The 12438-nt window shown below is 63.6% G+C and carries 13 protein-coding genes; 6 read left to right on the forward strand and 7 right to left on the reverse strand.

Annotation, left to right across the window (positions count from 1 at the left end; all coding sequences use genetic code 11):
- Nucleotides 1–816 precede the first annotated feature (816 nt).
- Nucleotides 817–1560: a 23S rRNA (guanosine(2251)-2'-O)-methyltransferase RlmB gene (gene rlmB, locus NX775_RS20755; protein ID WP_258837689.1), complete on the forward strand. Its 744-nt coding sequence runs from the start codon at nucleotides 817–819 to the stop codon at nucleotides 1558–1560.
- Between the two features lie 187 nt (nucleotides 1561–1747).
- Entirely contained in the window at nucleotides 1748–2413 is a 666-nt protein-coding gene (locus NX775_RS20760) for a YceH family protein (RefSeq protein WP_258837690.1), read from the forward strand.
- Here the strand turns inward: NX775_RS20760 and NX775_RS20765 are convergent.
- From NX775_RS20765 to NX775_RS20795, 7 genes are all read right to left on the reverse strand, one after another.
- Nucleotides 2373–3161: a hypothetical protein gene (locus tag NX775_RS20765; protein ID WP_258837691.1), complete on the reverse strand. Its 789-nt coding sequence runs from the start codon at nucleotides 3159–3161 to the stop codon at nucleotides 2373–2375. The two genes, NX775_RS20760 and NX775_RS20765, sit on opposite strands and share 41 nt — an antisense overlap.
- 5 nt (nucleotides 3162–3166) lie before the next feature.
- Nucleotides 3167–4150: a hypothetical protein gene (locus tag NX775_RS20770; RefSeq protein WP_258837692.1), complete on the reverse strand. Its 984-nt coding sequence runs from the start codon at nucleotides 4148–4150 to the stop codon at nucleotides 3167–3169.
- Complete coding sequence (locus NX775_RS20775) at nucleotides 4147–5019, reverse strand: ABC transporter ATP-binding protein (protein WP_258837693.1); 873 nt, start codon at nucleotides 5017–5019, stop codon at nucleotides 4147–4149. Before NX775_RS20775 ends, NX775_RS20770 begins: the two co-directional genes overlap by 4 nt.
- Complete coding sequence (locus NX775_RS20780; protein ID WP_258837694.1) at nucleotides 5016–5384, reverse strand: GntR family transcriptional regulator; 369 nt, start codon at nucleotides 5382–5384, stop codon at nucleotides 5016–5018. The genes NX775_RS20775 and NX775_RS20780 overlap by 4 nt, the downstream gene beginning before the upstream one ends.
- 163 nt (nucleotides 5385–5547) lie before the next feature.
- On the reverse strand, nucleotides 5548–6306 hold the full coding sequence (locus tag NX775_RS20785) for a UDP-2,3-diacylglucosamine diphosphatase (RefSeq protein WP_258837695.1): 759 nt from the start codon (nucleotides 6304–6306) through the stop codon (nucleotides 5548–5550).
- Between the two features lie 55 nt (nucleotides 6307–6361).
- Nucleotides 6362–6853: a peptidylprolyl isomerase gene (locus NX775_RS20790; RefSeq protein WP_258837696.1), complete on the reverse strand. Its 492-nt coding sequence runs from the start codon at nucleotides 6851–6853 to the stop codon at nucleotides 6362–6364.
- A gap of 59 nt (nucleotides 6854–6912) precedes the next feature.
- Entirely contained in the window at nucleotides 6913–7530 is a 618-nt protein-coding gene (locus NX775_RS20795; protein WP_183551349.1) for a peptidylprolyl isomerase, read from the reverse strand.
- A 286-nt stretch (nucleotides 7531–7816) separates the two neighbouring features.
- On the opposite strand from NX775_RS20795, the gene cysS reads away from it, so the two are divergent.
- From cysS to tilS, 4 genes are all read left to right on the forward strand, one after another.
- Nucleotides 7817–9217: a cysteine--tRNA ligase gene (gene cysS / locus NX775_RS20800; protein WP_258837697.1), complete on the forward strand. Its 1401-nt coding sequence runs from the start codon at nucleotides 7817–7819 to the stop codon at nucleotides 9215–9217.
- Complete coding sequence (locus NX775_RS20805; protein WP_258837698.1) at nucleotides 9217–9906, forward strand: DNA-3-methyladenine glycosylase family protein; 690 nt, start codon at nucleotides 9217–9219, stop codon at nucleotides 9904–9906. The genes cysS and NX775_RS20805 overlap by 1 nt, the downstream gene beginning before the upstream one ends.
- A 98-nt stretch (nucleotides 9907–10004) precedes the next feature.
- Nucleotides 10005–10982 carry an acetyl-CoA carboxylase carboxyltransferase subunit alpha gene (locus NX775_RS20810; RefSeq protein WP_183551355.1) on the forward strand — a complete coding sequence of 326 codons (978 nt, stop codon included), beginning with the start codon at nucleotides 10005–10007 and terminating at the stop codon, nucleotides 10980–10982.
- A 26-nt stretch (nucleotides 10983–11008) separates the two neighbouring features.
- Nucleotides 11009–12433: a tRNA lysidine(34) synthetase TilS gene (gene tilS, locus NX775_RS20815; protein WP_370660606.1), complete on the forward strand. Its 1425-nt coding sequence runs from the start codon at nucleotides 11009–11011 to the stop codon at nucleotides 12431–12433.
- The last annotated feature ends 5 nt before the right edge of the window (nucleotides 12434–12438 follow it).

Here is a 12438-nt window from a genome sequence, read left to right on the forward strand (position 1 = left end):
CGCAGAAGCCAGCGCCAGTGCAGGCGGCGAAGCCAGCGCCGGCACCGGTTGCAGCACCAGCACCAGCACCAGCACCGGTTGCAGCAGCACCAGCACCGGTCGCGCCGCCAAAGCCTGCCGACGCAGCCGCTGCCCCAGCGCCAGCGCGCAAGCCACGTGCAACCAAGGCCGTCGTCAACGACGTGGTCGCGGCTGTACCAGCTCCTGCGCCAGCGCCGGTTGCCGACGCCAAGCCAGTGAAAGCCGCGGCAAAGAAAGCGGTCGCGAAAGCGCCAGCCGTTGCGACGCCAGTTGCAGCAGCACCAGCTGCAGCTACACCTGTCGTGGCAACGCCAGCGGTCAAGGCGCCAGCCAAAAAAGCTGCTGCCAAGACGGCTGCCGTGAAGGCGCCAGTCGACGCAGCTCCAGTTGATGCACCGGCCAAAGCAGCAGCGGTCAAGGCACCAGCGAAAAAGGCAGCGGTCAAGGCACCAGCCAAGTCAGCAGCAGTCAAGGCTCCGGTCGAAACCGTTGCTGTCAAGGCGCCGGTCAAGGCAGCGGCAGTCAAGGCCCCGGCCAAGGCAGCAGCGGTCAAAACGCCAGCCAAGGCAGCAGCCACCAAGGCCCCGGCCGAGGCAGTCGCTGCCAAAGCACCAGTCAAAAAGGCGGCAGCTGCACCACGCAAGGCCGCAGCCAAGGCTGTCGCTGAGCCGGCCGCACCGAAAGCTGTCAAGGCCCCGGCCAAGACCGCAGTGAAGACCGCGTCGAAGACTGCAGCAAAGACCGCAGCCAAAACCAGCAAGAAGTAAGTCCCTGAAAGCATTCGAAAAGTAGCAAATGAAAAATAAAATGATTTTCGGCTTCCACGCCGTGACCTCGCGACTGCGTCACGAGTCGCAGTCAGTGGAAGAAATCTTCGTCGATGCCGAGCGCAACGACGGCCGCATGAAGGACCTGATCGCCAACGCCAAGGCGGCCGGCGTGCGCGTGATGCCGGTCGAGGCCGCGCGTCTCGACAAGATCACCGGTACCCGTCGTCACCAGGGCGTGATCGCGTTTGCCAGCCAGCTCGCGCTGGCGCGCAATCTCGATGAGCTGCTCGACGCCATCGAAGGTCCGCCATTGCTGCTGATCCTGGACGGCATCACCGATCCGCACAACCTGGGCGCCTGCCTGCGCGTGGCCGACGGTGTCGGCGCGCACGCGGTCATCGTGCCGAAGGACCGTGCGGTCGGCCTGAATGCCACCGCCGCCAAGGTCGCCAGCGGCGCCGCCGAGACGGTCCCGTACATCACGGTGACCAACCTGGCGCGCACGATGCGCGAGCTGAAGGAGCGCGACATTCTCCTGATCGGCACCACGGACGACGCCGACAAGGGTCTGTACGAAGCCGACTTCTCGGGCCCGGCCGCACTGGTCATGGGTTCGGAAGGCGAGGGCATGCGCCGCCTGACGCGCGAGACCTGCGATGTGCTGGTCAGCATTCCGATGTTCGGTTCGGTCGAAAGCCTGAACGTGTCGGTGGCTTCGGGCGTCTGCCTGTACGAAGCACGCCGCCAGCGTATCGGCCGCGAAAGCTAATTGTTCTTCATGTCCGGATTGCCGCGCTCGCGGTAATCCGGGCAGTTTTCATCCCTCCGCAGTACCAAATCCCCACCCAGTAATGCTCCTCCCGAATCGGCGACGAAACACGCCAGGCCATCCTGCGCCAACGACGGTGGTAAACTCGCGTCGAACAACTGAACCGTTTGGCATAACAAGGAAACGCATGACGAATGAAATGGTGGCGGTACTCGATCCGGTCGAGCTGCGCGTGCTGGCCGTGCTGGCCGAAAAAGAAGGCCTGACGCCCGATAATTATCCGATGTCGCTCAACGCGATCGTCAATGGCTGCAACCAGTTGTCGAGCCGCGATCCGGTCATGCAGATCAGCGAAGCGGTCGTGCTCGATACGCTGCAGCGGCTGGCCGAGCGCAAGCTCGTGAACGCCATCTCGCAGGCCGGTGCGCGCGTCGTCAAGTACGAACACCGCATGCGCATCAAGTGGACGCTCGAGCAGGACAAGCTGGCCGTGCTCACCATCCTGATGCTGCGCGGCCTGCAGACCGCCGGCGAGATCCGCACCCGCAGCGGGCGCCTGCACGAATTCAAGACGGTGGCCGATGTCGAAACGGCGCTGCAGTTCCTGATCGACAAATACCCGCCGCTGGTCGTAAAACTCGAGCGCGCGCCGGGTACCAAGGAATCGCGTTACGGCCAGCTGCTGGGCGGCGAGATCACCATTGTCGCCGGTAGCGAGCAGACGTCCAGCAGCGCGAGCAACCTGACGCAGGGCGGCCGCATCGCGCAGCTCGAAGAAGAAGTCGCCGCGCTGCGCGGCGAGATGGAAGACCTCAAGGGCCAGTTCGAGGCGTTTCGCCAGCAGTTTCAGTAACCGGCTCGAACGCCAGTTCGATCAGCGCGTCGTCGCTCCAGTCCGGATCGTTCATGGCGGTGCGAAAGCTCTGCCCCTCGACCGGCAGGTCTTTCGTGCGATCACCTTCACGCAAGGTTGCACGTGCGAGGCGCTCTGGCGCCTCGAATTGAAAGCCCTCGCGCTCGGCATTGAAGAAGTTGCACCAGTTGGGCGTCAGCAGCACGCTGTTGACGAACAGCGTGCGCATCAGGCCAAGTTCCTCCTTGCCGATCGCGACCAACACTTGGCATTCAAGCCGCAGGTCGCCGAGGCGCCGTACGTTCTCTGGCAGGCCGGGCGAGCGCACCAGCGGCGTCACACGGTACATGCGCCGTTTGCGATTGAGCACCAGTTCGCTGTCCGCCGCCAGCGCCGCGCTGCTGCGCGGCACGATCGTCTCAACCGCATCGTTCAGGGTCAGCGGCAGCACGAAGCCGTCCTTGCCTTCCAGGCGCAGCGCCAGTGGCGCCTCGCCCGGCTTGGGTGTCTTGTCGGTCCAGGCGCGGCGCTCGACCTTAAAGCGCAGGGCCTCGGCGCCTGGTGCCATGCGGTGATGGCGCTCGAAGGCGTCCAGGCCCGCGACGATCGCCGTGTACTTGCGCACTTCCGGCTTGCGGATCGCGTTGACGTGGATGGTCTCGGGACTGTCCGGTGGCGTGTCGGCAGCGCTGGCGCTGGTGTTCATACCCAGTAACATGCCCAGCATCAGGATGAAGGGAAGTCGCATCGCGCTTACCCCTCGTCACGCCAGCGACGCAGGCGAATCGCGCCGTAGATCATCGCGCAGCCGGCAGCGGCCGCGATCCAGACACCCGGCGTGAGCAGCGTGGCATACGATGTGCCCAGCAGCAGCGGCCCATCGAGCCCGGCCTGTTGCTGCTGCGCCAGCGCCGCGCCATTGACTTCGCCGAACCAGATCCCGGGGAATACGCCCAGCAGCACCCGCGCCACGATCTCTTCACCGAACCACTTGACGTTCATCGACACCCCGGCAAAACGCCCGGCCAGGAAATCGAACCAGGCCAGAATCGCCAGCGCCACCAGCGGCGCGCCGACGGCCCACAGGAAGACGCGTGACTTTGCCCAGCTCGACACCAGGAGCAGCCAGCCCACTGTCGGCAACGCCCACAGGATGTACAGCGGCAGGAAGCTGATCAGATACACGGGCGCCAGGTAAAAGTCGACATTGGCCAGCACCGGTGCGATCAGGTTGATGCCCTTGATGGCGCCGCCCAGCAGGCCGATCACCAGCAGGATCAGCGAGGCGGCAATGCCGATCGCGATCGTCGCCAGCGGCGCGACCAGCAGCGCCGTTGCGACCTTCGACAGTACGGTCTGCGCATCGGACATCGGCAGCGATTTCCAGAACAGGATGCTGCGGTCGCGCCGGTCATCGTACAGCGCCGCCATGCAGTAGAAGAACACGACTACCGGCAGCACGAAGAACAGCGGCGCCGTGATCACCAGGTAGCTCGACGCGGCGGCAGCGGCCAGCTTGGCCAGCACCGCGGGCGGCAAGCCATTGACCGTCATGACTTGTTCCCCGCTGACCTGCACGTGGAACGACGGGTTGGCGATGATGGCGTACAGGAAGCCGCCACCGAACAGCAGCACGATCACGGCGGCCACGACCAGCGGCGCCCAGAAGAAGGCGCCCTTGTGTTCCCACAGTTCGCGCCGGATCAGCCATTTCATGGTGCTCATTGGCGTAGTCATGCGTAGGTTCCTTTCATGGTGGCGACGAACAGGTCGGCCACGCTCGGGTTGCGGACTTCGCCGAGTGCGGCCAGCTGGGTGCGGGACAGGCCGCCCGCGCGCAGTGCGTCGAACAGCATCACGGATTTGCCGAATACGGTGCGCTCGTCGATCGGTTGCAGCGCTCTGGCCGCGGCTACCTTGTCGCTGCCCACCATGACTTCGACATAGCGCTCGCCGATCTCTTCCATCGACGCCGCCAGCGCGATCTTGCCGTCGCGGATGAACAGCAGGTCGGTCAGGATGTGCTCGACTTCCTCGACCTGGTGCGTCGTGATGACGATCGTCTTGTGTTCGTCAAAATAGTCTTCGAGCAGGTTCTGGTAGAACGTCTTGCGGTAGATGATGTCCAGGCCGAGCGTCGGCTCGTCCAGCACCAGCAGCTTCGCGTCGATTGCCATCACGAGCGCCAGGTGCAGTTGCACGATCATGCCCTTGGACATTTCCTTGACCTTCATCGTCGGCGTCAGCTTGGTATTGGCGATGTAGCGTTCGGCCTTGCTGCGGTCGAAGCGCGGATGCACGCCGGCCACGAAGTCGATTGCATCCTTCACGCGCAGCCAGCGCGGCAGGATGGCGACGTCGGCGATGAAGCAGACGTCCTTCATCAGCTCGTCGCGCTGGGTGCGCGGATCCAGGCCCAGTACCGACAGCTCGCCTTCGCACTGGATCAGGCCAAGGGCCGCCTTGAGCGTCGTCGTCTTGCCCGAGCCGTTAGGGCCGATCAGGCCGACGATGCGGCCGGCGGCGATCTCGATATCGATGCTGTCGACGGCGACACGCTTGCCGTAGTGCTTGCTCAAACCCCGCGCGGAAATGACGGCGCTCATGCGGCACCTCCGTGGTCGGCGTTGGTCAGCAGCTCTTTGACGTCCAGGCCCAGGCGGCGGATGCGCTCGAGCATCGCCGGCCACTCTTCACTGATGAAACGTGCGCGCTCGCTTGCCAGCAGTTTCTCGCTGGCGCCTTCGGTGACATACATGCCAATTCCCCTTCGTTTTTCCACCAGATTCTCGTCGACCAGTTCCTGATAGGCCTTCGACACGGTGATTGGGTTGAGTTGATAGTCGGCGGCGATCTTGCGCACCGAGGGCAGGGCGTCGCCAGCCTTGAGATCGCCGTCGAGCATCATGCCGACGACGCGCTCCTTGAGCTGGCGGTAAATCGGGGTCTTATCGTTCCAGCCGACGGTCATCGGGGGCCTCCGTGGTGGTTCGGTGCGGCGTCATTGTGATGCGCATGCCTGCCTCCTCATGGTGGTGTGTTGAAGTGGTGTTGTAGTTGAGTATAACAGTGGTCGCGCAAAGGTCAATATGCAGACGCGAGATCATGCGCGGCGGGTAGAGCGTGGAAGGATCTTAGAGAGTGGCGCCGTCGACGTCGTGGCGCACGAGGCTGCCATCCGGGTACAACGCGAGCCAGCCACCGCGGGCAGGTACCTCGTCGAGCTCCCAGTCGGGCAGCACGTAGCGCAGCTTGTCGCCGTGCGCGTGCACGGCGGGCCGGTGCGTGTGCCCGTGAATGATGACGTCGGCATCAAGCGAGGCGAACACATCGGCCACTGCCTCGGGCGTGACGTCCATCGTTTCGTACGACTTGCCCGTGTGGGCTTCGCGCGAGCCTTCGCGCAGTCCGGCAATGATGCCCTTGCGCTGCGCGAGCGGCATGCCAAGAAATTGTGCCTGCCAGTCGGGGGCGCGCACCTGGGCGCGAAACGCCATGTATTTGGTGTCCAGCGTGCACTGCGCGTCACCATGCACGAGCGCGATGCGGCGCGTGCCGGCCTCGATGACATGGGGTTCCTGCAGCAGGGACAGGTGTGCGGCATGCGCAAAGCCTGCCCCGACCAGAAAGTCGCGGTTGCCCGCGATCCAATAGACCGCCACGCCGGCGTCGGCAACGGCGCGGATCGCCGTGATGATGGTCTGGTGGAATGGATCGGCAACGTCATCGTCGCCGGCCCAGTATTCGAAGATATCGCCGAGCAGATACAACTGCTCGGCATGCACCGCGCGCTCGGCCAGGAAACGTAAAAACGCTTCCAGCGTACGCGGGTGCGAGACCTGCAGATGCAGGTCGGAGATGAACAGCGCGAACGGGCGCGCAGGCAGCGTCATGGGAGCGCTCAACTGAACGCTCATGAGACCGACTGAGGCTGGTGCGCGCCAGGCATTACAGAACTTCGATTTTCTCGATGATGACTGGATCGACTGGCACGTCGGAGTGCATGCCGCCGCGGCTGGTCTTGACGTTGTTCAGCGTATCGACGATGTCCTGGCCTTCGGTGACCTTACCGAACACGGCGTAACCCCAGCCGTCCTGGCCCGGGTAGTCGAGGAAGGCATTGTTCTTGGTGTTAATGAAGAACTGGGCCGATGCCGAATGCGGATCCGACGTGCGGGCCATGGCCAGCGTGTACTTGTCGTTCTTCAGGCCGTTCTTGGCTTCGTTCTCGACGGTGGCCGGCGTTGGCTTTTGCTTCATGCCTGGCTCGAAACCGCCGCCCTGGATCATGAAGTCCTTGATCACGCGGTGGAAGATCGTGTTGCTGAAGTGGCCCTTGTTGACGTAGTCGATGAAGTTGGCAACGGTCTTCGGTGCTTTTTCAGCGTCCAGTTCAGCGGTGATGTTGCCCTGGTTGGTGGTGATGAGAATCTTCGTCATGTGGTGTCCTTGTAATTGGTTGATGGGCATGCGCGCCGGATGCAGGCGCGGCGGAACCCTTATTTTACTAGCTTGTCGCCCTTGAGCAGCGTCACGGACGTAATCTTGATCGGCACGACTGGCACGTTCTGCATGCCGCGCACGTCGTCGACCACGACGGCCTTGATCTTGTCGACCGTTTCCTGGCCCTTGACCACCTTGCCGAACACCGTGTAACCGGAGCCACCGACAAACGGAAAATCGATGCCCGAATTGTCGGCCACGTTGATGAACCATTGCGAGGTGGCGCTGTCAGGATTGTCTTCGCGCGCCATCGAAATCGTGTACGGCTGGTTCGACAGGCCGTTGTTCGATTCATTCTTGATGGGCTTGAGTGTCTTGCGACCTTCAAACTTTTCGTTCATGCCGCCGCCCTGGATCATGAAGCCCTCGATCACGCGGTGGAAGATCGTGCCGTTGTAGGCGCCCGACTTGGCATAGGCCGCGAAGTTGGCCACGGTCTTGGGGGCTTTCTCCTGATCGAGTTCGACGACGATCTCGCCCATGCTGGTCTTGATCGAATACTGCGGCATGTCGGCAGCCAGCGCGCTGCCGGAGAACAGCAGGCCGCAGGCGAGGGCAGCGGTGGCGCCAGCGACGCGCACGAGGGCGAAGCGGCGGTTGAATGACGATGACATCTGGCTTCCTCTGATGGACCGCGCACGTGGCGCTGTCAAGGGTTGTCCCAAAAATAAAGCTGGTCCGTATGGGGCCAGCCGGGTTTTTATCAATGCTATACTTTCCTTGAAGCGCACAAGAGAAGCGCTTACAAACAACGTCCCATTCTATCAAATAAGAATAACACCGAGGCCCCAGGCGCACCCCACGCCGCACCCATCCGGCTGGCGCGCATGCAATGCCGCGCCGGGATGGTCGTTGCGGCGCCGGCGAGCGTTTGCCATCCTCGTGCGAACCGAAAATTCAATGAGCCAACTCAAGATTTACAACACGCTGGCGCGTGACAAGCAGGTTTTCGTCCCGAAGGTCGCCGGCAAGGTCGGCATGTATGTCTGCGGCATGACTGTCTACGATTACTGCCACGTTGGCCACGCACGCATGATGATGGCGTTCGATGTCGTATACCGTTGGTTGCTCGCGTCTGGCTATGAGGTCGAGTACGTCCGCAACATCACCGACATCGATGACAAGATCATCAAGCGCGCTGTCGAGAATGGCGAAACCATTGGTTCGTTGACCGGCCGCTTCGTGCAGTACATGGACGAAGACACGGCCGCGCTGGGTATCCTGCCGCCGACCGTCGTGCCACGCGCTACCGAGTACGTCCCGCAGATGCTGTCGATCATCGGCAAGCTCGAACAAAAAGGCCTGGCCTACAAGACCGAAGACGGCGACGTCAATTACGCGGTGCGCGGCTTCGACGGCTACGGCAAGCTGTCGGGCAAGTCGCTCGACGACCTGCGCGCCGGCGAGCGCGTCGATGTCAACACCGGCAAGCGCGATCCGCTCGACTTCGTGCTGTGGAAAGCCGCCAAGGAATCCGAGCCGCTTGATGCCAAATGGGATTCGCAGTGGGGGCAGGGCCGGCCGGGCTGGCACATCGAATGCTCGGCCATGTCGTGCGCGACGCTGGGCGAACACTTCGACATCCATGGCGGCGGCGCCGATCTGCAGTTTCCACACCACGAAAACGAGATCGCCCAGTCCGAAGGCGCGTTTGGCGCGCCAATGGTCAACTACTGGATCCACAACGGGTTCGTGCGCGTCGATAACGAAAAGATGTCCAAGTCGCTGGGCAACTTCTTCACGATCCGCGATGTGCTCAAGAAGTACGACGCCGAAGTCGTGCGCTTCTTCATCCTGCGCGCCCACTATCGCAGCCCGCTCAATTATTCCGATGTCCATATCGACGACGCGAAGGCGGCGCTGACCCGTCTGTACACGGCGCTGAACGGCATCGAGTTGGGTAATGAGCCGGTTTCCATCGACTGGGACGAAGCCCACGCCCGGCGCGTGCGCGATGCGATGGACGACGACTTCAACACGCCGCTGGCAGTGGCCGCGCTGTTCGATCTGGCCGGCGAAGTCAACCGCACCAGGTCTATCGATGCTGCACGCCAGCTCAAGGCGCTTGCCGCCGTGCTCGGCCTGCTCGAACGGTCACCGCAGGCGTTCCTGCAGGCGGGCAGTCCGGATGCGGGCGAGGGCGGCCTGGATGAAGCAGCGATCCAGGATGCGATCGCACGCCGCGCAGCCGCCAAGGCCGCGCGCGACTTCGCTGGCGCCGATGCCATCCGCAAGGAGTTGACGGAGGCGGGCATCGTCCTGGAAGACAAGGCCGACGGAACGACCTGGCGCCGTACATAATGCCAGCGAACAAGGACAAGTCGGGCAGCGTGGCTGCATTGGCAGGCACGTCGCCGGCGCACGATGCGCTCGCCGTGCCGATCTACTGGGCCGAAGCCAAGCGCGAGCTGATGCAGCGCGACCGCATCATGAACAAGCTGATCCCGCAGTTCGGCGACCTGCACCTGCGCGGCCAGCCCGATCCGTTCACGACGCTCGCGCGCTCGATCGTCGGCCAGCAAGTCACGCCGAAGGCAGCCGATCTGGCCTGGGGCAAGCTGCTTGCCGTCTGCCCGACCCTGGGCCCGAGCCAGATCATCAAGCTGGGCGCAGTCCAGTTGTCCGGTTGCGGGCTGTCCAAGCGCAAGACCGAATACATCCTCGACCTGGCCGACCACTTCAAGGCCAAGCGGGTCCACGCCGACCTGTGGTCCGAAATGGATGACGAAGCCGTCATTGCCGAGCTGATCCGCATTCGCGGCATCAGCCGCTGGACAGCCGAGATGTTTTTGATATTTAATCTGCTGCGGCCGAACGTCCTGCCACTGGACGATCCCGGCCTGATTCAGGGGATCAGCCAAAACTATTTCTCGGGCGAACCTGTTTCGCGCAGCGATGCGCGTGAGGTGTCGGCCAACTGGGAACCCTGGCGCACGGTGGCGACCTGGTATTTATGGCGCAGCCTGGACCCGGTCGCCCCTGCGGCCTGAGCTCCGATCCGCCCGACACGCCACCGGCTTACGGTAGAATAGCGCCCTGATCCGCCGCGCAGCCTCAGAGCACGGCCAAGACATTACCCGGAGTGACAATGACTAAATTAACTTTCCTCGATTTCGAGCAGCCGATCGCCGAGCTCGATTCCAAGATTGAAGAGCTGCGGTTCGTACAAGATGATTCCGCCGTCGATATCTCCGAGGAGATCGATCGCCTGGACAAGAAAAGCCAGCAGCTCACCAAAGACATCTACGCCAAGCTGACTCCGTGGCAAGTGTCGAAGATTTCGCGTCACCCGCAGCGTCCGTACACCATGGACTATGTGAACTCGATCTTCACCGATTTCCATGAACTGCATGGCGACCGCACGTTTGCCGACGACCAGTCGATCATTGGCGGCCTGGCCCGCTTCAATGGCCAGCCTTGCATGGTCATCGGTCACCAGAAGGGCCGCGACACCAAAGAGCGCGCGATGCGCAACTTCGGCATGCCCAAGCCCGAAGGCTACCGCAAGGCCATGCGCCTGATGAAGCTGGCTGAAAAGTTCGGCCTGCCGATTTTTACCTTCGTCGACACCCCGGGCGCATTCCCTGGCATCGAAGCGGAAGAGCGCGGCCAGTCCGAAGCCATCGGCCACAACCTGTACGTGATGGCCGAACTGAAGGTGCCGCTCATCGCCACCATCATTGGTGAAGGCGGTTCTGGCGGCGCGCTGGCCATCGCGGTGGGCGACGCCGTGCTGATCCTGCAATACGCGACCTATTCGGTGATTTCGCCGGAAGGCTGCGCATCGATCCTGTGGAAGACGTCCGAGCGCGCGGCCGACGCCGCCGACGCGCTGGGCCTGACCGCACACCGCCTGAAGGCGATGGGCCTGGTCGACAAGATCGTCAACGAACCACTGGGTGGCGCGCACCGCGATCCGAAACAGATGGCGCAATTGCTCAAGCGCGCACTGGCCGACACGCTGCGCCAGTTCCAGGGCATGAAGACCAAGGACCTGCTTGAAGCCCGTCACGCCAAGCTGATGGCGTACGGCAAGTTCAAGGAAACGCCGCCGCGCGAAGAGTAAGCAACAATAGTAAGTGAGTCTCAACAGTGAGCAGAACCAATCGCGGGACCGATCCAGCCGGATCGGTCCCGGCAGCATGCAATGAGGCGCTTGCGCGCCTGTCCATCACCTACACGCCCACCTCGATCGCGATCGCCTGCAGCGGCGGCCTCGACTCGATGGTCTTGCTGCACCTGGCCCATGCCTGGTGCGCGCAGCAGGGCATCCCCCTATTTGCCTTCCATGTCCACCACGGCCTGAGCCCGAATGCCGATGCCTGGCTCGCGCATTGCGAACGCAGCTGCGCAGCGCTGGGCGTGCCGTTCGACCACCGTCGCGTGACGATCCCGGTCGACGGTTCCGGCGTCGAAGCTGCCGCACGCCGCCCACGTTATGCGGCGCTGGGCGCCATGTGCCGTGAGCATGGCGCGACGCTGCTGCTGACCGCGCATCACCTCGACGATCAGGCCGAAACCGTGCTGCTGCAGTTGCTGCGCGGCTCGGGCCCGGCCGGTTTGTCCGGCATGGAAGCGGCCAACCGCTCGCCCGGCTTGCTGGGCGACGACGTCACAGTGATGGCAAGGCCGCTGTTGACGCAGCCGCGTGCGGCGCTCGAGGCCTACGCCGCGACGCACGCTTTGCGCTGGGTCGAGGATGAATCGAACCAGGATGCGCGCTATGCCCGCAATGCGCTGCGCCATCAGGTGATGCCGGCGCTGGCCGCGAACTTCCCCGGCTTTCAGGCGCGCCTGGCGCGCGGCGCCGCGCACGTGGCGTCGGCCCAGCGCATGCTCGAAGAACTGGCGGCGCAGGACCTGGCCGCCTGCCTGGATGGCGATGCGGTCGACCTCGCGGTGCTCGGCGCGCTCAGCGCCGACCGTATCGACAACTGCCTGCGCCATCTGTTTGCCGTGCGGGGGCTGGCAATGCCGTCGACCGCGTGGCTCGCCGAGATGGTCTGGCAATTGTTCTCGGCGCGCGAGGATGCGCAGCTGAAGGTTACGCATCCCGACTGCCACATCCGCCGCCATCGCGGCAAGCTGTACCTGACGCCGCACTTGCCCGAACTGGCAGGCATGCGCGATCCGGACGACCTTGGCATCTTTGTCAAGGAAGGGCAGCGCTTCCGCTGGCAGGGCGAAGCGTCGATGGCGTTTCCGGCCTACGGCGGCGTGCTGCACTTCGTGCCGGCCTCACGCGGCTTCGACGCCGCCTGGCTGCGCGCACTGCCGCTGATGATCGATTTCCGCAAGGGCGGCGAGCGCCTCAAGACGGCGGCCAACCGGCCCACGCGCGGCCTGAAGGCGCATTTTCAGGCGTTGGGCGTGCCGGCCTGGGAGCGCGAGCGCCTGCCCACTGTCAGCCGTGGCCGCGAGCTGTTGTTCGCCGCCGGCATCGGGATGGATTGCGCGCATGTGCTGGAAGACGGCGAGGACAGGATCGAATTGCGCTGGCAAGCGAACGCGGCCTGACGGGT

It is taken from the genome of Massilia aurea (genome assembly GCF_024753205.1).
Classification (GTDB): domain Bacteria; phylum Pseudomonadota; class Gammaproteobacteria; order Burkholderiales; family Burkholderiaceae_D; genus Telluria; species Telluria aurea.

Excerpts from the sequence above, each read along its gene's own strand:
- rlmB (WP_258837689.1), top strand. The coding sequence starts at position 817 with ATGAAAAATAAAATGATTTTCGGCTTCCACGCCGTGACCTCGCGACTG.
- NX775_RS20760 (WP_258837690.1), top strand. The coding sequence starts at position 1,748 with ATGACGAATGAAATGGTGGCGGTACTCGATCCGGTCGAGCTGCGCGTG.
- NX775_RS20765 (WP_258837691.1), bottom strand. The coding sequence starts at position 3,161 with ATGCGACTTCCCTTCATCCTGATGCTGGGCATGTTACTGGGTATGAAC.
- NX775_RS20770 (WP_258837692.1), bottom strand. The coding sequence starts at position 4,150 with ATGACTACGCCAATGAGCACCATGAAATGGCTGATCCGGCGCGAACTG.
- NX775_RS20775 (WP_258837693.1), bottom strand. The coding sequence starts at position 5,019 with ATGAGCGCCGTCATTTCCGCGCGGGGTTTGAGCAAGCACTACGGCAAG.
- NX775_RS20780 (WP_258837694.1), bottom strand. The coding sequence starts at position 5,384 with ATGACCGTCGGCTGGAACGATAAGACCCCGATTTACCGCCAGCTCAAG.
- NX775_RS20785 (WP_258837695.1), bottom strand. The coding sequence starts at position 6,306 with ATGACGCTGCCTGCGCGCCCGTTCGCGCTGTTCATCTCCGACCTGCAT.
- NX775_RS20790 (WP_258837696.1), bottom strand. The coding sequence starts at position 6,853 with ATGACGAAGATTCTCATCACCACCAACCAGGGCAACATCACCGCTGAA.
- NX775_RS20795 (WP_183551349.1), bottom strand. The coding sequence starts at position 7,530 with ATGTCATCGTCATTCAACCGCCGCTTCGCCCTCGTGCGCGTCGCTGGC.
- cysS (WP_258837697.1), top strand. The coding sequence starts at position 7,817 with ATGAGCCAACTCAAGATTTACAACACGCTGGCGCGTGACAAGCAGGTT.
- NX775_RS20805 (WP_258837698.1), top strand. The coding sequence starts at position 9,217 with ATGCCAGCGAACAAGGACAAGTCGGGCAGCGTGGCTGCATTGGCAGGC.
- NX775_RS20810 (WP_183551355.1), top strand. The coding sequence starts at position 10,005 with ATGACTAAATTAACTTTCCTCGATTTCGAGCAGCCGATCGCCGAGCTC.